At 34.9% G+C, this 20,202-nt stretch carries 18 protein-coding genes; 1 reads left to right on the top strand and 17 read right to left on the bottom strand.

Annotated features, from left to right (window positions below):
* Window positions 1-24 precede the first annotated feature (24 nt).
* The 16 genes from hisA to BX659_RS07705 form a co-directional block, all read right to left on the bottom strand.
* Window positions 25-750 (bottom strand): 1-(5-phosphoribosyl)-5-[(5-phosphoribosylamino)methylideneamino]imidazole-4-carboxamide isomerase, encoded by a 726-nt coding sequence (gene hisA / locus BX659_RS07780; protein ID WP_097017553.1) that lies wholly within the window; start codon window positions 748-750, stop codon window positions 25-27.
* Window positions 751-1,371 carry an imidazole glycerol phosphate synthase subunit HisH gene (gene hisH, locus BX659_RS07775; RefSeq protein WP_097017552.1) on the bottom strand — a complete coding sequence of 207 codons (621 nt, stop codon included), beginning with the start codon at window positions 1,369-1,371 and terminating at the stop codon, window positions 751-753. It abuts the gene before it with no gap.
* 41 nt (window positions 1,372-1,412) lie between these two features.
* Entirely contained in the window at window positions 1,413-1,997 is a 585-nt protein-coding gene (gene hisB, locus BX659_RS07770; RefSeq protein WP_097017551.1) for an imidazoleglycerol-phosphate dehydratase HisB, read from the bottom strand.
* Window positions 1,998-2,069: 72 nt separating this feature from the next.
* Window positions 2,070-3,374 (bottom strand): histidinol dehydrogenase, encoded by a 1,305-nt coding sequence (gene hisD, locus BX659_RS07765; protein WP_097017550.1) that lies wholly within the window; start codon window positions 3,372-3,374, stop codon window positions 2,070-2,072.
* A 64-nt stretch (window positions 3,375-3,438) separates the two neighbouring features.
* Window positions 3,439-4,080 (bottom strand): ATP phosphoribosyltransferase, encoded by a 642-nt coding sequence (hisG, locus tag BX659_RS07760; protein ID WP_097017549.1) that lies wholly within the window; start codon window positions 4,078-4,080, stop codon window positions 3,439-3,441.
* Window positions 4,081-4,084: 4 nt separating this feature from the next.
* Window positions 4,085-5,302 (bottom strand): ATP phosphoribosyltransferase regulatory subunit, encoded by a 1,218-nt coding sequence (gene hisZ, locus BX659_RS07755; RefSeq protein ID WP_253250710.1) that lies wholly within the window; start codon window positions 5,300-5,302, stop codon window positions 4,085-4,087.
* Window positions 5,303-5,602: 300 nt separating this feature from the next.
* Entirely contained in the window at window positions 5,603-6,214 is a 612-nt protein-coding gene (locus tag BX659_RS07750) for a cell wall hydrolase (RefSeq protein ID WP_097017548.1), read from the bottom strand.
* A 15-nt stretch (window positions 6,215-6,229) separates the two neighbouring features.
* Window positions 6,230-6,898: an S-layer homology domain-containing protein gene (locus tag BX659_RS07745; RefSeq protein WP_097017547.1), complete on the bottom strand. Its 669-nt coding sequence runs from the start codon at window positions 6,896-6,898 to the stop codon at window positions 6,230-6,232.
* A gap of 2 nt (window positions 6,899-6,900) precedes the next feature.
* Window positions 6,901-8,895 (bottom strand): cohesin domain-containing protein, encoded by a 1,995-nt coding sequence (locus BX659_RS07740; protein ID WP_097017546.1) that lies wholly within the window; start codon window positions 8,893-8,895, stop codon window positions 6,901-6,903.
* A gap of 17 nt (window positions 8,896-8,912) precedes the next feature.
* Entirely contained in the window at window positions 8,913-10,058 is a 1,146-nt protein-coding gene (locus tag BX659_RS07735; RefSeq protein ID WP_097017545.1) for an energy transducer TonB, read from the bottom strand.
* Between the two features lie 9 nt (window positions 10,059-10,067).
* Window positions 10,068-10,478, bottom strand: coding sequence for an ExbD/TolR family protein (locus tag BX659_RS07730; protein ID WP_097017544.1), 411 nt, complete (start codon window positions 10,476-10,478; stop codon window positions 10,068-10,070).
* On the bottom strand, window positions 10,465-11,088 hold the full coding sequence (locus tag BX659_RS07725; RefSeq protein ID WP_097017543.1) for a MotA/TolQ/ExbB proton channel family protein: 624 nt from the start codon (window positions 11,086-11,088) through the stop codon (window positions 10,465-10,467). The genes BX659_RS07730 and BX659_RS07725 overlap by 14 nt, the downstream gene beginning before the upstream one ends.
* A gap of 524 nt (window positions 11,089-11,612) precedes the next feature.
* Window positions 11,613-12,431 (bottom strand): PHP domain-containing protein, encoded by an 819-nt coding sequence (locus BX659_RS07720; protein ID WP_097017542.1) that lies wholly within the window; start codon window positions 12,429-12,431, stop codon window positions 11,613-11,615.
* Between the two features lie 127 nt (window positions 12,432-12,558).
* Window positions 12,559-13,092 carry a spore maturation protein gene (locus tag BX659_RS07715; protein WP_097017541.1) on the bottom strand — a complete coding sequence of 178 codons (534 nt, stop codon included), beginning with the start codon at window positions 13,090-13,092 and terminating at the stop codon, window positions 12,559-12,561.
* Window positions 13,089-13,679 (bottom strand): nucleoside recognition domain-containing protein, encoded by a 591-nt coding sequence (locus BX659_RS07710; protein WP_097017540.1) that lies wholly within the window; start codon window positions 13,677-13,679, stop codon window positions 13,089-13,091. Before BX659_RS07710 ends, BX659_RS07715 begins: the two co-directional genes overlap by 4 nt.
* Before the next feature lie 242 nt (window positions 13,680-13,921).
* Window positions 13,922-15,910, bottom strand: a complete 1,989-nt coding sequence (locus BX659_RS07705; protein ID WP_097017539.1) for a bifunctional 4-hydroxy-3-methylbut-2-enyl diphosphate reductase/30S ribosomal protein S1 — start codon at window positions 15,908-15,910, stop codon at window positions 13,922-13,924.
* Window positions 15,911-16,350: 440 nt separating this feature from the next.
* Between BX659_RS07705 and BX659_RS07700 the strand changes: the two genes are divergently transcribed.
* Window positions 16,351-17,001, top strand: a complete 651-nt coding sequence (locus tag BX659_RS07700) for an undecaprenyl diphosphate synthase family protein (protein WP_097017538.1) — start codon at window positions 16,351-16,353, stop codon at window positions 16,999-17,001.
* Between the two features lie 91 nt (window positions 17,002-17,092).
* On the opposite strand, the gene BX659_RS07695 is transcribed toward BX659_RS07700, so the two are convergent.
* Window positions 17,093-19,495, bottom strand: coding sequence for a bifunctional diguanylate cyclase/phosphodiesterase (locus BX659_RS07695; RefSeq protein ID WP_097017537.1), 2,403 nt, complete (start codon window positions 19,493-19,495; stop codon window positions 17,093-17,095).
* Window positions 19,496-20,202 lie beyond the last annotated feature (707 nt).

Raw genomic sequence — 20,202 nt, 5'->3', positions numbered from 1 at the left:
CTCCTTTCATTTGGCTAGTAGCTATTAGCTGTTAGCCAATTCAATCGCTTCTTCTAGATCTAAACTATCGGTATAGATTGCTTTTCCTGTAATCACACCTACTACTCCATCACCTTCTATTTTCTTTAAGTTCTTGATATCCTCTAATTTAGATACCCCTCCAGAGGCGATGACCTTTAAGCCTGTCTCTTTCGCCAAGCTTTGAGTACTCTCAATATTTGGTCCTGTTAAAGTACCATCCTTACTAATATCAGTAAAGACTACCCATTCTACACCTCTATCTTTCATTGCTTTACCTAAATCGATAACAGTAGTATCAGAGGTCTCTAACCACCCTTCAGTAGCTACATAATTATTCTTAGCATCAATACCTACTACAATTCTCTCAGCACCAAACTCTTTAATTCCTTCCACAACCAACTCTGGATTCTCAATCGCAGCCGTACCAATAATTACTCTATCCACTCCAACTGATAAATAACTCTTGATAATCTCCATAGTTCTGATTCCACCACCAACCTGTACTGGAATCTCGACCTCTTTAACAATTTTAGAAATCAACTCCAAATTAGTAGGCTTACCATCTAAAGCGCCATCTAAATCAACGATATGTAAACGGCTAGCCCCTTTACTTGCCCATAATCTAGCCATCTCAATTGGGTCACCATACACAGTCTCCTGCTCAAAATCACCTTTATATAAACGGACACAATTTCCATTACGAATATCTATTGCTGGTATAACTTCCACCTATTCTACCTCCTCAACTATTTTTCCAAAGTTTTTAAGAATCTGCAAGCCCTTATCACTACTTTTCTCTGGGTGGAATTGAGCACCATAGACATTATCCTTAGCAATACTTGCTACAAACTCAATCCCATAATCACTTGTAGCACCTATTACCTCTTCATCCTCTGTTTCAACATAATAGGAATGGACAAAGTATTGGAACTCTCCATCAGCTAATCCATCATAAATTCTATTATCTTGTTTAAGATTCAATTGGTTCCAGCCCATATGGGGAATCTTAAGTCCCAACGTATCAGGAAACTTCTTAACTGAGCCTGAAACGATATCTAAGCCTTTAGTATGACCAAACTCGTCACTCTCACTAAATAGTAATTGAAACCCTAAACAGATTCCTAAAAAAGGTTTTCCTTCCTCAACTACTTGATAGATCGTATCTATCAAATCCAGCTCTTGCAGGTTCTTCATCGCATCCTTAAAAGCACCTACTCCAGGCAGCACAACTCCAACTGCATCAAGCAACTCCTCTTTCTTATCGGTTATCTTCGCTTGATAGCCAACCTTCTCAAAGCTCTTTTGTACACTTCTTAAATTACCCATCCCGTAATCTATAATTGCAATCATTTTATCACCTCACTTAGCTATTAGCTAGTAGCTAATAGCTATTACAGTTTTCCTTTCGTTGACATTACCCCTGTAATCCTCTCATTCATAGCTACAGCCTTCGATAATGATCTGCCAAAGGCTTTAAAGATACCCTCAATAATGTGATGGGTGTTATAACCTGCTAGCTTTCTAATATGTAGGTTAAGACCTAAATTAAAGGCTACTGCTCTAAAGAACTCCTCTACTAGCTCTGTATCAAACTCTCCCACCTTATCCTTTAGTCCATCTACCTCGCAATTTAAATAATACCTCCCACTTAAGTCCAAGGCTATATGAACTAGAGCATCATCCATTGGAACAAACTCGCTCCCATAGCGATTAATTCCCGCCTTATCTCCAATGGCTTTTTTGATGGCCTGCCCTAACACAATTCCAATATCCTCTACAGTATGATGGTCATCTATCTCAACATCCCCCTTAGCCTCCAAGTCCAAATCAAAAAGACCATGTCTAGTAAATAAATCTAGCATGTGATTTAAAAAAGGAACAGGGGTATCAATATTAGAGTTTCCACTACCATCTAAATTTATCTTTAAAGAGATCTCTGTTTCACTGGTCTCTCGCTTAATATCTGCTATTCTCATTTTAAACCCTCCTTTAAAGTACAGTAATAAATAACGGAGTAACAAGAGTGCTTACTCATAACTGCTTACTGGTCACTCGTTACTGCCCTCAAACCTGACTTTAATACTATTAGCATGGGCATCTAACCCTTCTACCTCAGCTATTCTAACAGCATCATCCTTAACCTTCTCTAATCCCGCTTTAGTATAATAGATAATACTTGACTTCTTTCTAAAGTCATCTATATTCAGTGGAGAGTAGAATCTCGCTGAACCTCCAGTTGGTAAGACATGGTTAGGTCCTGCAATATAGTCACCAATCGGTTCTGCAGCATATTCTCCCATAAAGATCGCTCCAGCATTCTTTAATTTACCTAAGATTGCAAAAGGATCATCAACCTTAACCTCTAAGTGCTCTGGAGCAAATTGATTAGTTAAATCTATTGCTTCCTCTAAATCTTGAGCTACTAAGATAGCACCGTAGTTTTCTAAAGACTCTTTACAGATATCTTGACGGGATAGCTTAGCCAACTGCTTCTCTAATTCTAAGTTAACCTCTTTAGCCAACACTGATGAAGTAGTTACTAAAATACTTGAAGCCATCGGATCATGCTCTGCCTGTGATAACAGATCAGCTGCTACAAAACGAGGATTAGCACTCTCATCAGCTAATACCAAGACCTCACTCGGTCCTGCTAACATATCGATATCTACATAACCAAAGGCCATCTTCTTAGCTAAAGTAACATAGATATTACCTGGTCCCACTATCTTATCAACCTTAGTCATAGTCTCAGTACCTAAAGCCAAGCCTGCTATTGCTTGAGCACCACCAACCTTATAAATCCTATCGACTCCAACCTCTGCTGCTGTTACTAAGGTATAAGGATTAATTCCTCCATCCTTAGAAGGGGGAGTTACCATAATTATCTCCTTAACCCCTGCTACCTTGGCAGGAGCACCATTCATTACTACCGAAGATACCAAGGGAGCACTACCACCTGGCACATAAATTCCTACCTTTTCTAAAGGTTCAAACTTCTGCCCTAAAATCACACCATCCTCTTTAATATCCATCCAGCTCTCTTGCAGCTGTTTACTGTGAAACTCACTTACATTCTTGATGGAAACTCTAATCGCCTTTAAGAATTTATCATCAACCTCTTTATAAGCCGCTTCAATCTCCTCTGCCTGTACTTCTAACCCCTTATCTTTTAAGTCTACCTGATCAAAACGAGCTGTATACTCAAAGATAGCTTGATCTCCTTTAGTTTTGACATTATCCCAAATCTCAGCCACAGCCTCTACCTGAGCTTCATTATCAAAGGATGAACGATTTAAAACCTTATTTAATTCTGATTCTATTTCCACATCAGTAGTTTTTAATATCTTTAACATCTTTATATACCTCCTTTTTAATTTGGTGATTAATAATTAGTAATTAGTAAATAGTTACCAATAACTAATTACTAATTACTGCTCTTATCTTCTCAATTATATCTCTAATCCGCTTATACTCTGTCTTATAGCTGACTTGATTGACGATTAAACGTGCCGATGACTCAGCTATTTCAGCAATCTCAATCAGATTATTCTCCTTCAAAGTAGTTCCAGTAGAAGTAATATCAACTATCATATCCGATAAACCGATAATAGGTGCTAGTTCTATAGAACCATTTAACTTAACTACCTCTATCTGAATTCCATTCTGATCAAAGTATCGCTGAGCTACATTGACATACTTAGTAGCTACTCGTCCTGTAGGTGCTAATTGACTTAAATTAGTAATACCTTTATCTACAGGTAAAGCTACAACCAATCTACAATAACCTAAGCCTAAATCTAATACCTCACAGACCTTTGCCCCCGCTTCTAAGAGCACGTCCTTTCCTGCTACCCCTATATCTGCTGCTCCATTTTCAACATAGGTCTGCACATCTACCGCTTTGGATAAGATAATATCGATATTATTATCTTCATCAGTTAAAACCAGCTTCCGTGAATCATCATCAAAGTCTCGATTTACAATTCCAGCTTCCTGTAAAATCGGAACTACCGATTTAAATAATCGCCCTTTTGGTAAAGCAATAGTTAATTTATTCATACCTCTACTCCTCTCCATCTACTAAAGTCTTAACCTTAGCCTGTAATTCTTCTCCTACTACCTTTAATTCTAAGCCTTTACTAGCTGTATACTCTATAACTTCTACTAATTCTCTACCAAATATCTCAATCTCTACCTGCTTACCTTTCTCTCTCAACTCTTCTGCCATAGCAAAACCTTCTGCTTTATAAGCTGGGTCTATCAAGACCAATATTCTATCTCTGTTAAGAGGAAAGTTATAATTCTGCTTCTCTAAAGATAATAACAAACGGTCGATCCCTATTGCAAATCCAGTAGCAGGTATTGAATATCCAAACTTGCTTACTAGCCTATCATAACGGCCTCCACCACAGATAGTATAACCTAAATCCTTAGTGTATCCTTCAAAGACAATCCCTGTATAGTAATTAAAATTACGAACAACACTAAGATCTATACAGATATAGTCACTAACACCTAACAGCTCTAAGTTACGATATACTTCCTCTAAATTAATCAATGATTCTAAAGACTCTTGATTATCTACTAAACCTTTAGCCTTTTCAATAATCTCTATCCCACCTCGTAGCTCTTGAGCTGATAAAATGGCATCCTTCTGCTTGTTAGTCAACTCTGTACCAGTTAATAACTCTTCTAATTCCACTACATTTCTTTGGGATAAAGCTTTACGAATTGCAATCTGCTCTTCTTCCTCTAATTTTGCCGCTTTCATAATCCCAGTAAAGTAATCTACATCACCGATATCTATCTTAAAGTTCTTAAGCCCTGACCCTTTAATAGCTTTAGCTGCCATAGCAATCACTTCTGCATCACCCATTGGACTTCCTACACCTAATAACTCTATTCCTGCCTGATAGAACTCTCGATATTGTCCTGCCCTTGGACTAGTATAACGGAAGACATTGCTCTGATAAGATAAGCGTAAAGGTAAAGGATTATCCTTTAATTTAGTGGCTGCTACCCTTGCAATAGATGCAGTCATTTCAGGTCTTAAAGCTAGAATCTGACCTTTACGATCAAAGAATTTATACATCTTAGTCTGTAACCCTTCTGTTCCTGCTGATAATATATCATAAAATTCAAAGGTAGGTGTAATAATTTCCTCATATCCCCACCCTTTAAATAAATTATGTAATTTATCCTCTATATACCTCTTCTTCTCTGCTACTTCTGGTAAATAATCTCTAGTTCCTTCTGGCCTCTGTAGTTTAATCAATGTCAAAAGACCTCCTCCTTAATTACTTTATCACGTTAAAGTGGTGATTTATTAAAATATAACATATATCTACCTAAGTGTCAATAAGATTTTATGAAAATAAATTAATACTAGTCAATAATTAACTAAACTCAAACTTGCTGTTTAGAAATTAATTCTACTCTGATTTATTTTTCCCTTTATTTATAGCTTCTATTATTGGTTTCGTCTATCATTATTTCAAATTATATATTCCTAAAATTCCTCCTTTAAAGAAAAATAAGTCTCGGGAATTCCCGAGACTTATTTTAATATCAATATTCAATTCTACCTAGCAAAGACATGACTACCAATTTGAATTGTCTTCTCTCTAGTTTCTAACCAAGCCCTCCCTACTGGATTAGCAGTTATAGGATTATAGAAGTAAAGAGCACCATCAGTTGGGTCACTTCCTCTAAAAGCCTCTTTAGCTGCCTTGTATGATGATTCATTAGGTGGTAGATAAATCTGCCCATCATCTACAGAACTAAACTGCTTTTTCTGGTGAATTACACTATAAATTGTATTAGGAAACTTATTACTCTGCACTCGATTAAGAACAACTGATGCTACAGCTACCTGCCCCTCAAAGGGCTCTCCTCTAGCTTCAGCATGAACCGCTCTAGCTAACCAAGTCAACTCATCATCAGTATAGCTCATAGGCTCTCTACTTTTACCCCAACTTGACCTTCCCGTTGTCTGATCATCATCAAACAACTTGTTAAAAAGATAGATTAAGACTACTGTAAAGGCTAAACCTTTATAAGCATCTTCCCTAGAAACCTCTGCTGCATAAGCCTGATATGAGAAAGGAGCAAAAAGAGAAGCAAGGCAAGGCATTATCAATAGAAATACCAAAGTAAAAGCAATAATTGAAAAAACTCTACTCTTTCTCTCCATTCTACCCCCCACCTTCTAGTTACTAACTGATAATAATAGAGAAATTATTAAACCACCAGTTAACCAATAAATATTCTTCTTTAATTTATCAATCTCTTGCTGAGTTCCTGAGCCTTCTTCTAGCTTAGCTAATCGCTCCTTTAAAACTTGATTATCCTGCTCTAAAGAGCTTAACTTATTTTCTAACTTTTTAGTTCTTTCAGCCTCTTCTTTTAAACTCTTTAGTAACTTAACAACCTCTTGTTGCAATTGATTGATTCTATAATTGGTGTTGACTACATCCTCTTTAAGAACCTTCTGCTCTTTATCAAGCTTATTAACCTCATCCTTTAAATCCTCATTCTGACTGATAACCTCTACCAACTCAGAACGAAACTCTGAAGCCAAGTTCTTTAATGTAAGCACATCACCTTTTTCTGGTACTACTTGACCTTGCTCAATGTTATTTAAAATCTTAGCAATAACCTTAGCAAGTTCATAACGACTTACCTTATTCTCACCTTTAAATTCATTGCCTTCATATAAAGACATATAGCCCTTCTCTACTAGCTCCTTGACACTCTTATATGCCCAATGGCTACTCGAGATATCATCAATTTTGGTAGCAGCAAAAGCCGGGAGTGCAGCCGTAGCTACAAAAATAAAGATGAGCATAAAGTTAATAAAACTATTTCTTACCTTCATAATCAATTCCTCCTAATATTAAGTAAATTATTAACCTTCTCCAATTTTAGTTGATTATTATTCTTATCATAAGCTATAAAGTCTTCAAAAGATAAATCAAAGCTTCCTAAAACCTTAATCTTAAAATGGAGCTTGGCTACTAGACCATCTTGTATATCCTGTTCATCCTCCAAAGAGGCAGAAATTCCTTTGATCATACCTTCATCTTGTGAAACCTCAGGTAAATTCCAACTCAATAACTTACCATTATTGATAAAGAGATTTCCACGGGAGACATAAATAGCCTCTAAGACCTCCTTATTATAACTAATATTGGTCTTTAAGCGATAGAAATCTGCTATATTCTTCAGCCTTATCTGGGCAGTTAGATAATCACCAACCTGATAGCCACCGTTTTTAGGTAGAATCTCTATCTTTGCTTTGGGCTTTAAACTTGGAATCAGGATACTATTTTTAGCTATTTCACTAAGAGCATTACTACTACTTAACTCTATTGAATAAGGTAACTTCCCATCAACTAAAGCTAAGGGCTTAACCTTCCAAAGTAATTCAATCTTCTCATTAGGTTCTAAAAATCCTATAAATTTCTCTTCTTTATCACCTTTACTTAAAGTTAAACCAGGTGGTAAGGCCAAATAAGCCTCTATTCCATAAGCAGTTGATGCTCCATAGTTTGAAATGTTACCTTTAATATAGAAGCTATCCTCTACTAAAGAATCATCCTCAGCCTCCATTCTCTTAGGTGCCTGTAATTTCAAAGATAACTTAGGTGGTCCAACAAATTTCAACCCTCTACTTACTTGGTTATCATCGGTATTTTTGGCAGTTGCTTTGACTGTATACTCTACCTGTTGCTGGAACAATCGCTTAGGGCGAACCTCCCACATTACCTGTGCAGTCTCCCCTGCAGCTAAGTTGCCAAGTTCTTTTACCTTATAATTATCTATAGGTTCTAAGTTATCTGGAAGCACTAATTCAACCTTTACATCCTTTACTGTAATTTCAGCAGTATTTTGAATATAAGCTACAATCTCTACAGTCTTATTAGGGTTGTCCATTACTACTTGTGCTGGTGAGGTAACACCTAAGGAAAGCAGTCCAGGTACAATAGTAATACCCCCTAAGCCATAATTTGTTACATAAGTCTTAGTCTCTTTTGCTTTAATGGTACTCTCCTGCCAGAATAGCGCCATAGCACTGTCCAATTCAAACTCACCTTTGCGTAAGAACTCTTCTCCAGATTTGAAATCAAAGTCCCAAGGACCATCTGCTAAACTTCCCCAATCGGCAAAATAAACCTCATCAGGAGTGGTCACTCCAGGACCTTTAATAGTACCTTGGGCAGTTACCTTTGGATCCCTTAATTCATCAAAGGCTTGCCAAAAAGTTGGCAAGTCATCCTTTAAAAATAAACTATCACTGGTAACTGCTTGATTGATAATCCTAAAGGGAGCACCATCATTCTCACCTAACATAGTATCGATCATAATTCTAGTACCTACTTTATGGTCTACTTCATCTTCATTTGTCACCCGATAGGTTATTTGTAAAGTATCAGGCAGACCTGTAGTACTACTCTTAACAAAATTTAAAATTTGACTGACAACTATCTTATTAAATCTATATGTGGTGATAATTCTATTATTGTCAAGGCTAGGCTCTTGGACTAACTCACCATACTCTCCATTACGACCAGCCCTTTTATCAGTCTTACCACCGAAGATATAGTTTTTATTATCTATTCTAAAGGTAGTATAAGAGGTCCAAGGGTGAGGATGACCATAAAGCAATGGCTTGCCATTATCACCACTTCTAATTGGATCTCCTCCTGTAATATCAACAGCAAATCTACCTTTATTAAACTCATTTTGATTGACAATCACAGAAATATAGTCATTCTTCAACTGCAAGTTGCCATATTGATCTACCTTAGCACTCACCTTAGAGGATATTACTGCTAATAGTAGTATTAGAATTATCCCTAATTTTTTCTTCATCCTCTAACACCTCATTTCTAATCAAAGGATAAATCCACATAGTCTATACTTACTGGCTCTTCATTATTATAGCGGAAATGAACTACTAGCATTACTTCATAATCGGATTTATCAGCCTTAAATTTCCACCCATACTGGACTGCTCTTTTAGCATAATTATTTAATTGTTCATGGGAAGAAGCTTCAATCACCTCTATTTGATCAATCTCTCCATTAGCTTTAACCTTTACCAATAACTTAACATCACCCTCTATCTCTGTATTCTGTGCATTTTTGGGATAGCTAAGTCTTGGTTGACTAATGACCATATCCTTAGGCTTAGGTGGAGGTGGTGGTGGCACTTTGGCTTCTTCTTTAACCTCTTCTTGTTGATCTTCACTCTGATTAGTATTCTCTTGGCTAATTTCTTTAGTACTTTCTTCACTAATCTCTTCATTTTTGATAGATTTATCAGTTTTAGCCTCTTTCACCGTCTCCTTCTTAGCTGCAACTTCCTCCTTCTTCTCAACCTCTTTTTGAGCAACCTTAATCTCTTCAGTACTTGACTTACTAGTAATTACCCCTTCTACATCTTCTTTAACCTCTTGAGCAACCTCTTCAACAGGCTCCTTAGCAACTTCTTCTATTTCCTCTATTATATCTTCCTTAGAATTATCCTCTACTACAACTTCATTATTTTCCTCTACTTTTGGACTTTCAGCTTTCTCTTCACTACCTTGGTCTATCTGCTCTTCTATATTAACCTCTTTTTCAATAACCTCTGCTGCTTTAGCAACCTCTTTTACTTCAGGAGCTTCTTCTTTTTCAACCTCTTTAACCTCTACCTCTTTTGGTGAAGCTTTGACCTCTTTTACGTCTTCAGTAACTTCTTTTAGAGGTTCTTTCTCTTTTTCCTTCTTTTTTTCTTCAACCTCTTCTACTTGCTCCTTATTTTTCGATTGACTATTATCTTGATACTCTTTAGATAGCTCTTGACTTTCAGCAGCTACATCTTCTAAATATAGGAGATCTAACTGACTTGTATAATTTATAGGATCACTTTGAAAAGCAGGTTGAACACCGGGATTAATCAAAGATAGCATGTACAACAGAAGCCCATGTATAATCATAGAGATAATAAAGAACCTAGGAAATTCTCCTTGTCGTTTCTTCTTATATGCCATAGTTATCACCTAATCCAATTTCTCTTTATTAGCTGCCAATGCTAATCTATAACCACCAGAATTACGGACTGTATCCATTACGTTAATAATCATCTCATACCTTACCTCTTTATCAGCTTTGATGATGAAGATAGCATCAGGTGATTTTTTAATAATTTTAGATACTTCAAATTCTAACAGTTGACCATCAACAGGATCTCCATCTAAATAAATCTTACCATTTTCAGCGATATTTAAAGTTAATTTGATATCTTCATTCTGCTGAGTAACAGTTTTAGCCTTAGGTAAATTAATCTCCAACCCCGTTGGAGTAGTCTTAAAGGTTGTAAAAAGCATAAAGAAGACTAGCAAAAAGAAGATAACATCAATCATAGGTAAGATTTGAATGTTAGGTCTCTTTTTTAAATTAGATTTGAACATTATTATCACCTTGGCTTAAAGCTTCAACCAAATCTACAAACCAATAATTGATATCCTCAATTCTATCCTGTACTAAACCTAATAAGTAAGTATAGACTAACATCGTAGGAATAGCCACAACTAGTCCTACTGCTGTACTAATTAAAGCTTCAGAGATTCCAGAACTTAAAGCTGCTGGTGTCGCCATGCCTTGAGCACCGGCTAAGATATTAAAGCTATCAATAATCCCCAAGACTGTACCCAATAATCCTAGTAATGGAGATATCGTTGCGATTAAATCCAATACTCCTAATCTCTTTTCTAATTTCTTGATCTCATTTTGTCCAATCAACTCCAAGTTACTTCTTAACTCTTCTTTCCCTTGACCATAATACTTAATCCCCTCTTCTAACATTCCTGCTATTGGTCCTTTGGCATTCATTGCAATCTTCTTCACTTCACCCATCTTACCTTTACTTAACTTTAACCTTACTGTCTCAAGAAGTTTAAAGTTATTCCCTTTAGCCTTCTTTAAATAAATCAATCGCTCTAAAGCAACAGCTAAACTTACTACCGAGCAGAATAGTAAAGGTATGATCGTAGCCCCACCTTGTTTCAAAATCTCCAACATAATTTGTCCTCCTTATAGTCTCTTATATTTTAGAAATTTAATTACAGTGTCTATAGATATATTAACTTCAAAACCTAAATCAATTTGACAGCAAATCAACACAAATTACTCAAAATAAAAACTCACACTAAATTAATTAGTTCAAAAGCTTCTGTCCTAAACTCCTTATATCCACAAAATTTCTTAGAAAAAGCGATCTTAACTTCTCAACTACACTTGCTAACTTAAATAAGTTAAAAACTTTATCACTTTCAATACACTTAGATTGCTCTATTGTCAATAGTTAAATTTATTACTGATATTAGTTATCGACAATAGACAATTAACTAATATTAGTTAACTGTCTACAAAGTACTTTTCTTGAAATATTTTGAAAAATTATAGCACAGAAAAAAATCAAAAAAGCATATTCTGATCTTTATCGACATTCTATGGTAGAGCTATCCAACTTTACCTTAAGCCAAGCTCCCTTCTAAAGCTGGATAACTATAGCTCTTTAACTCTACTTTTATTCCCTATAGAACTTATTTAGCTTTTAAGTTCTCAACTAGTTCATAAGAAGCTTTGATCTTACCAATTAAGATCTCCCCTTTACGCTCTGGTCCGTGGCAATCTGAGCCAGCTGTTACCAATAAATCATTCTCTCTAGCATACTCTAAATATCTTTGACTATCAATTCGGTCATGCTCAGTATGATAGACCTCTATCCCCTCAATTCCCCATTCTAGCAATGTCTTTAATAAATCATCTCTTTCCATTAAGGCAGGATGAGCAATAACAGGGACTCCTCCTGCTTCTTTAATAATTCCAATAGCTTTCTTTGGAGTTATCTTCTTTCTTTCTACATAAGCTGGAGCACCTTTAGCAATATATTGGTCAAAGGCTTGACTCCATTCTTGAACATATCCCTTATTTAGCATAATTTGAGCAATATGTGGACGACCTAGAGCACCTCCATCAGCCAATTTATTGACTTCATCAAAAGCTATCTCTAGTCCCAAATCATTCAATTTGCTGACAATCTTTCTAATTCTATTATATCTAGCTTCCTTTAAATCAGCTAATATATTTATAAAATTCTTATCTTGATAATCGATGTAATAACCTAAAATATGAATTTCAGTATTCTCATAATCAGTATTCATTTCAATTCCCGGTATTAATTCAATCCCTAATTCTTCAGCAGCCTTTAATCCTTCCTCAATGCCACCTACAGTATCATGGTCTGTAATTGCAATTGCACTAAAGCCTAACTTTTTGGCCTTAGTAACAAGTTCTGTAGGGGTATAGCTCCCATCAGAGGCTGTGGTATGCAAATGCAAATCTACGTATCTTCCCTTCATCAATCTTCTCCCCTATCATATTACTTATATTAATTAATCTAATATAATCTTGACTTAATTGATAATTATTTATCCATTATACTATTTCATAATAACTTATTCAATATCGATAGTTAAAATCCTCTTTTTATCCAAAGACTAATCGACAAATAAATACAGCTGCCAGAAATCCTGCTAGATCAGCAAGCAAACCAGCTAGAATGGCGTGGCGACTATTTTTAATTCCGATAGCACCAAAATATACCGCAGCTACATAAAAGGTAGTTTCTGTACTCCCCTGCATAGTTGAAGCTAGCCTACCAATAAATGAATCTGGACCATATTGATTGATTAAATCGGTAACAATTCCCAAAGAACCAGTTCCCGAGAGTGGTCTAATTAAGGCCAAAGGGATTACTTCCTTTGGAATCCCTAATATACTCAAAGGCTTAGCTAACTGATTCAATACAATATCTAAAGCCCCAGAAGCTCTAAAGATAGCAATTGCCATCAACATAGCCAGTAAATAAGGTAAGATTTTAACCCCTACTGCTATCCCCTCAACAGCACCATCTGTAAAGACCTCATAGACCTTGACCTTCTTGATAAAAGCAGCAATTAAAATCAGAAGTATTATTAGGGGAATAGCCCATTGGGAGAAATAATTTATAAGATTAATCATACACCCCTCAACCCACTTATCTTGATTAAGATTTTATTAGCAACTATCCCTACCACTGTTGAACAGAAGGTAGCAAAGACGGTTGTTCCTATAATCTCTGTTGGCTGTGCAGAGCCAGCTCCTATCCGTAAAGCAAGAATTGTAGTAGGAAGCAGAGTAACACTAGAGGTATTGATGACCAAAAAAGTACACATAGCATCAGAGGCTGAGCTTTTACCACTATTTAATTCCTGTAACTGTTGCATTGCTTTAATTCCTAATGGCGTTGCTGAGTTGCCTAACCCTAAGAAATTCGCACTTAAATTCATCATTATCGAAGCCAAAGCAGGGTGGTTTTTAGGTACTTCTGGAAATAAAATCTTGGCTAGTGGTTTAAATAATTTTGCTAAAACATCAGTTAGTCTTGCCTCTTCAGCGACCTTCATTATCCCTAGCCATAATGCCATAGGACCAATTAATTTAACTACTATCATCACACTATCTTCTGCACTCTCTAAGATAGCTATAGATACCTCTTCCATCCTACCATTGATAGCAGCTATAATTATCCCAATAATAATCATAGTAAACCAAATTTTATTCAGCACAACTCTCCCCTCCCTACTCTAAGTTTATGCTTAATAAGTAGGGATATGAAATCTGTTGAGAGAAATAACAATCATAAGTTTAGTTTTTTAAGACACTTTGTTTATTAGTTAGACAGGTTGGTAGGTGTTTAGAAACTATCTAAATATCTAAACCCTAGCAACTAGCTTTATCCTAGACTATAAATTAAAAAGCCTTGTTTGCTTAATTAAGCAAACAAGGCTTTTTAATCAATTATATCAAATTAATTATCAAATAGATCGCCAAATACATCACCTAATTTAACTCCAGAACCTTCATCATCAGTACTAAATTGTGGCTTAGGCGCTGTTTGCTTTTTAGGTTTTGCTTTAGGCTCAGGAGTAGGCTTTAACTCTTTAATACTTAGCCCTACTCTTCTATCATCCTCTTCAATGTTAATAATCTTAGCTTCTACTTGCTCTCCTACACTCACAGCATCCTCTACTGTAGGAATATGTTTGTGAGATAATTGAGAGATGTGAATTAGACCTTCAACACCTGGTTTAATTTCCATAAATGCTCCAAAGTCTACAGTTTTAGTAATCTTACCTTCAACTACATCTCCAACCTTATATTCTGAAATGAACTCTTCCCATGGATCAGGCTGAATCTGTTTTAAACCTAAAGAGATTCTACCTTCTTCAGCATTAACACCTAAAACTTTAACTTTAATGCTCTGTCCTTCTTCTAAAACATCTGATGGATGATCAATTCTTCCCCAAGAAATTTCAGAGATATGTAAAAGACCTTCTGCTCCACCTAAGTCAACAAAGGCTCCAAAGTCTACAAGCTTAGTTACAGTCCCTTCAACCTCTTGCCCCGCTTCTAAAGAAGCAAACAATTCTTTCTTCTTCTCTGCTAATTCCTCTTCTAATACAACTTTACGTGAAAGAACAATATTATTGTTCTCTTTTTCAACTTCAATCACCTTTAATTTAAAGGTTTGACCTACAAATTGACCCAAATCTTCTACATATTCGATAGCAATATGAGAAGCAGGAATAAATCCTCTTAATCCAATATCAGCAACTAAACCACCTTTTACTTCTTTACTTACTTCTGCTTCTATGATTTCACCATTCTCATAAGCAGCTTCAATCTTTTCCCATGCTTTTTGACTATCTGCTCTTCTTTTAGAAAGAATAGCTTTACCCTCTTCATCTTCAGGATTTAAAACAAATACCTTTACTTCATCACCTACAGCAAGTACCTCTGTAGCAGCTTTTCCTACATTACTTACTTCATTAGTAGGAATAAAACCTTCAGTTTTAGTTCCCACATTTACATAAGCACCTTCTTCTGTTACTTGCTCGACTTGACCACTAACAATATCACCCTTAGCTAGTATTTTAGCTTCTAAATTTTCTTCTCTTGATTCATTGATTTCAGACATAATCATTAAAACCTCCTTAATTATCCAGTTGGGGGTTGATGCCCCAGCAGTAATACCTACTTTTTTTATATTTTCAAACCAATCTAACTTCAACTCATCTGCTCTTTCAATGTGATATGTTTTTGCCCCATTCTCAGAACAGATTTCAGCTAAACGATTGGTATTAGCACTATTATAACCACCTATTACTATCATTAAATCGACTTGCTTAGAGAGCTCTGCAGCCTCATTTTGTCGCTCCCCAGTGGTTGTACAGATTGTATTATAAACCTTTAACTCTGTTACATGAGCTAACAGATAATTGGTCAGTTTCTGTAAATTATCTAAGGATTGGGTTGTTTGGGCTACAACTCCTACCTTCTTTAATTTATCTAATTTATCAAAATCAGACTCACCCTCAATAATAATAGCTTGATTGTCTGTATAGCCCCAAATAGCAATAACTTCAGGGTGATCCTTATCGCCACTGATAACAATATCATACCCATTCTCCATTAATTCTTTGGCTTTCTCTTGGGCACGCTTGACAAAAGGGCAGGTTGCATTTACAACATTTAAACCCTTTTCTTGGGCTTCAGTGAGTACCTTAGGAGGAACACCATGGGAACGGATAATTACTGTTCCTTCAGCTATCTTATCCACATCATCTTCTACCTCAATGCCTACAGATTTTAATTTTCTGACTGCCTGAGGATTATGTATTAATGGTCCTAAAGTATATACTGAATCTGCCTGCTCTGCTCCAATTTCTAGAGCTAAATCCATTGCACGATTAACCCCAAAACAAAAGCCTGCATTTTTTGCTAAAATTACTTCCATCACTGTTTCCCCTTCCCAACAATACAAAATTACCTTGTCATATTTGTATTATTCCCATTCGCTAAATAATTATTAAATATAATTATATAAACTTTACTCTTCTAAAAAATTTCTCTAGATATTTAAAATATCCTGCATGTTAATAAAAAAATCTGATAAAATCAAATCTAACTACAACTTATTATAACAAAAAACTAGCTAAAAAAAAAGAAATTTTATCCTTTTAGCCACTTAAATACTTTATTATATATTAAATTCAATCGTTTTAGTAGCCTACCCCTTGAAATCTACAGTTTCAGTTTAAATGTTGAATTTAACCAATTAAATCCTAGTCCAAAGTAAATTTAACTAAAGATATTCCTTTAAATCTAACTTTTAGAGAATAGATTAAGCAATTAATGAGAAAATAATAGTATTACTTTTCAAAAGGAGGCAAATCAATGAGAATTCCTAATCATATCGGTATTATACCAGATGGCAATAGACGATGGGCTGTTAATCAAGGCTTATCTAAAAAGGATGGCTATACATATGGGCTTGCTCCAGGATTAGAGGTCTTTAAATTATGCCAAGAGATGGGTGTAAAAGAGCTGACCTATTATGGCTTTACTATGGATAATACTAAACGCCGTTCTGAACAGACCAAAGCCTTTACTCAAGCTTGTATTGAATCAGTTAAACTAATGACTAAGGAAGACTGCTCTTTATTGGTCTTAGGAAATACAGAGTCTAGCATGTTCCCAGAAGAGCTACTACCTTATACTAAAAGAATAAATTTTGGAAAAGGCGGAATAAAGGTCAATATTTTAGTCAACTATGGATGGCATTGGGATTTAAGCGGTCTAAATGACAGGAATCTAATTAGTAATTCTAAAGAAGGTATTATCAATTCCTTAAAGTCTAAAGATATTTCTAGGATAGATCTGATAATCCGCTGGGGCAGACGACGTAGGTTAAGTGGATTCTTACCAGCACAATCGGTATATTCAGACTTTTATATCGTTGATAGCTATTGGCCAGACTTTAAAGCTCAACACTTTTATGATGCACTCAACTGGTATGACAATCAAGATATAACTTTAGGTGGATAGCAAGCTTTAGGGCAATTTAGGTATTAGGTGAGTAGGTAGATAGATTAAGCTTAACTACCTACCGCCAAGTTACCCAAGCATCAAAAAACTGTTATAGTAATTTAATAGCTTTCTCTTCATCTACTGGTCTACTAAAGTAGTAGCCTTGGAGCACATCACAACCTCTAGCCTTTAAAAATTCTAATTGTTCTCTTCGCTCTACACCTTCAGCAGTAACCTTTAAGTCTAAATTATGACCTATAGTAATAATCGTTTCAGCAATCGCTGCATTCTTATTATCGATATCATCTAAAGTCAATTCTCTAATAAAGGACTGATCAATCTTTAAAGTATTGATAGCAAATTCTTTTAAATAACTCAAAGAAGAGTAACCTGTGCCAAAATCATCAATAGCAATCTTGACCCCTATCTTCTTTAGCTCTTTTAATGACTCAATAGTATAGCTGATATTCTCCATAGTTGCTCTTTCAGTTATCTCTAACTCTAAGGATTTTGGCTCAATTCCAGTCTCTAATAAAATTGCTTCTACCTTCTCAACAAAGTCAGGGTTTTGGAACTCTTGAGGGGCAATATTAACGGAGACATACAAATCATCATAGCCTAGTTCTTGCCATTGCTTTAATTGTTGGCAGGCTCTCTTTAAAGCCCACTGCCCTATATCAATAATCAGTCCATTCTGTTCAGCCAATGGAATAAATCTAGCTGGAGAGATCATACCTTCACTAGGGTGCTTCCATCTAATTAGAGCTTCAAAACCTTGAACTTTTTCACTCTGAGCATTGATTAAGGGTTGATAATATAGAATAAATTCCTCTCTTTCTAGAGCCAGTCTTAATTTGGACTCTAAGCTCATTCTCTCTGACAATTCATTTTCCATACCAGCAGAATAGAATTGGATATCATTACCATTTCTGTCTTTGACTAAATGCATTGCCAAACCAGAATTCTTGATCAACATCTGAGCTGTATATCCAGAATCTGGATATACAGCTATTCCTAAACTACTTGTCAAATAAATAATATCTCCGTTTATTGTATAGTGTTGATTGACCTCACTTAATAGGTTCTGACCTTTTAACAAAATCTCTTGTTTATTCTTTAATCCTTCTATATAAAGATAAAATTCATCACCCATTCTTGATATAATAGTTCCATCAGGTAGATAATTCTTCAAGCGCATAGTTATACTCTTTAGCAATTGATCTCCAACTTCATGACCAAAGCTATCATTAATGGTTTTAAAGTTATCAATTCCAATAGATAATACAATTAACTTACCCCATTTTGTTTTACAATTACTAGCACGACTAACTACCTTTTGAGATAGGCTTTGATGCTTTTGCAACTCTTTATCCACCTTCTCTGTAAAGCAGAATAGGTTTACTAATCCTGTTAAAGGATCATTATAGGTCAGCTTATTTATGGTATCCATCATCTTATTAAAACTATCTATTGCTTCACCAATCTCATCTTGACTCTTTTTGTGAGCCCGCACTGATAAGTTACCCTCAGCCCCTTTATTAAAGACATCTTTAAGCTCCACAATAGGCTTAGATAAGTTATTGGCTATAAAAATACTAAAAATAACTGATATAATTATAGTAATTAAACCAATTAAGATCAACTTCTTGCTGGTAGTAGCTAATGGGCGAACAAAAACCTCTTCCGGAATAACTGTGATTAATTTCCAACCATCAGTTCCATTGATATTATGATAAAATAGATAGCTCTTTTCATCTTCATCCTTATATTTTACCATTCCAGAATTGCTAATCTTAATTTTAGATGACAAAGATACTAGCTTCTTATCAATAAGGTTAGATTTTTCACTGATATTCTCTTTTATAATCATTCTATTATCAGGGTGAGCTATAATCTTACCATCATTATTTATGATGTAAGAGTAAGAATCAAAATGCTTTATCCCTAATTTATTGATATAGTCACTAAATTGCTTCAAGTTTATTACTGCTGCTAATAGTGAAAATCCTTCTTTCTCCTCCTCTGGCAATGGAGTTGCTATTACAATAATCGGTTCTCCTGTTGATTTTGATATCAATGGTTTAGAGATATAGGTTTGCCTATCATTAAGTACTTTAGAGAAATAGTCTCGATCACTAATATTTCCTACGTCAGTAGACCAAGTAGTACTATAATCACCTTCTTTATCGGCGATAAAGAAGAAGAAATAGTCATTAGAACTTTTAGATAATTCTTCCTTCAAATAATTCTGTTTATCCTGCCAACTATGTCCTTCCAACACATGGGTATTGGCATAGGTCTCTAAATCCCTCTTTCTCTCTAACACCCAATTACTAATCAACTTAGTATGCATCTTGGCATCATTCATTCCCATACTTATACCTAAATTACTCAAATTTCTATTTGACAATATAGTAGATGCAAAAATTAAGCTCAATGTCAATAACACACTCACCATTAAAGCTAAAATCATGATTTTGAATTTAATGCTCAAATTTGAGAATTTTAACATTAATTATACCTCATCCCCCAATAGTGGCTTTGATAAAGTGAAACTATATTATCTATCTTTTAATATAGTTAACGCCAATATAGTTCAATAAATTAGAGTCTTTAACTAAATTACACCTTTTCCCTAAAAGTGATCATTTCCGTGTCATCATATGTAATTTAATAATAAAGTAATTTAATCTATAATGCAATAATAAATGATACTTATTCTCATGAAAACGATTTATATACTCTTAAAATTCTTCTTATACTATATCACATATGCTCTACAGATATAATAGACATTTTGAATCTACCCAAACTTAATGCGCTACAATATATTCACTAAATTCCATTTTAGATTCCTTTATTTATAGGTGTCTAAGTCTAAAGTGAAATCTATATTATTTTTATGTTTTTTAGCTCTAACTTGTTACTCATCACTTATTACTCTTCCTACCACTCTTACAAACACGAAGAAAAAATACCCAAACAAATTTTTCCTATTCACTGTTATCCAACTTAACCTTAATCTAAATTTCATTCTAAAATTGGATAATTATATATTTACATATAATAAGAGTTGAAAATTATTTTATTTCTTATCATAGATATTATTTTTTTAATAATGCTATTACATTACTACATACTTTTTTAAAATTCGCCATAATAATCAAGAATTCCTTTATTAAAGTTGAAAAAAACATTATCATTATAAAGTTAGATTAG

The sequence above is a fragment of the Orenia metallireducens genome, assembly GCF_003001995.1.
GTDB classification, from domain to species: domain Bacteria; phylum Bacillota; class Halanaerobiia; order Halobacteroidales; family Halobacteroidaceae; genus Orenia; species Orenia metallireducens_B.
Note: the sequence above shows the minus strand (reverse complement) of the source record. Positions and strands in the feature narration are given on the sequence as shown.

Coding starts and splice junctions, on each gene's coding strand:
- BX659_RS07725 (WP_097017543.1), bottom strand. CDS start 11,088: ATGTTGGAGATTTTGAAACAAGGTGGGGCTACGATCATACCTTTACTA.
- BX659_RS07720 (WP_097017542.1), bottom strand. CDS start 12,431: ATGAAGGGAAGATACGTAGATTTGCATTTGCATACCACAGCCTCTGAT.
- BX659_RS07715 (WP_097017541.1), bottom strand. CDS start 13,092: ATGATTAATCTTATAAATTATTTCTCCCAATGGGCTATTCCCCTAATA.
- hisG (WP_097017549.1), bottom strand. CDS start 4,080: ATGAATAAATTAACTATTGCTTTACCAAAAGGGCGATTATTTAAATCG.
- hisD (WP_097017550.1), bottom strand. CDS start 3,374: ATGTTAAAGATATTAAAAACTACTGATGTGGAAATAGAATCAGAATTA.
- BX659_RS07700 (WP_097017538.1), top strand. CDS start 16,351: ATGAGAATTCCTAATCATATCGGTATTATACCAGATGGCAATAGACGA.
- BX659_RS07750 (WP_097017548.1), bottom strand. CDS start 6,214: ATGGAGAGAAAGAGTAGAGTTTTTTCAATTATTGCTTTTACTTTGGTA.
- hisB (WP_097017551.1), bottom strand. CDS start 1,997: ATGAGAATAGCAGATATTAAGCGAGAGACCAGTGAAACAGAGATCTCT.
- BX659_RS07695 (WP_097017537.1), bottom strand. CDS start 19,495: ATGTTAAAATTCTCAAATTTGAGCATTAAATTCAAAATCATGATTTTA.
- BX659_RS07735 (WP_097017545.1), bottom strand. CDS start 10,058: ATGGCATATAAGAAGAAACGACAAGGAGAATTTCCTAGGTTCTTTATT.
- BX659_RS07745 (WP_097017547.1), bottom strand. CDS start 6,898: ATGAAGGTAAGAAATAGTTTTATTAACTTTATGCTCATCTTTATTTTT.
- BX659_RS07740 (WP_097017546.1), bottom strand. CDS start 8,895: ATGAAGAAAAAATTAGGGATAATTCTAATACTACTATTAGCAGTAATA.
- BX659_RS07730 (WP_097017544.1), bottom strand. CDS start 10,478: ATGTTCAAATCTAATTTAAAAAAGAGACCTAACATTCAAATCTTACCT.
- hisH (WP_097017552.1), bottom strand. CDS start 1,371: ATGATTGCAATTATAGATTACGGGATGGGTAATTTAAGAAGTGTACAA.
- BX659_RS07705 (WP_097017539.1), bottom strand. CDS start 15,910: ATGGAAGTAATTTTAGCAAAAAATGCAGGCTTTTGTTTTGGGGTTAAT.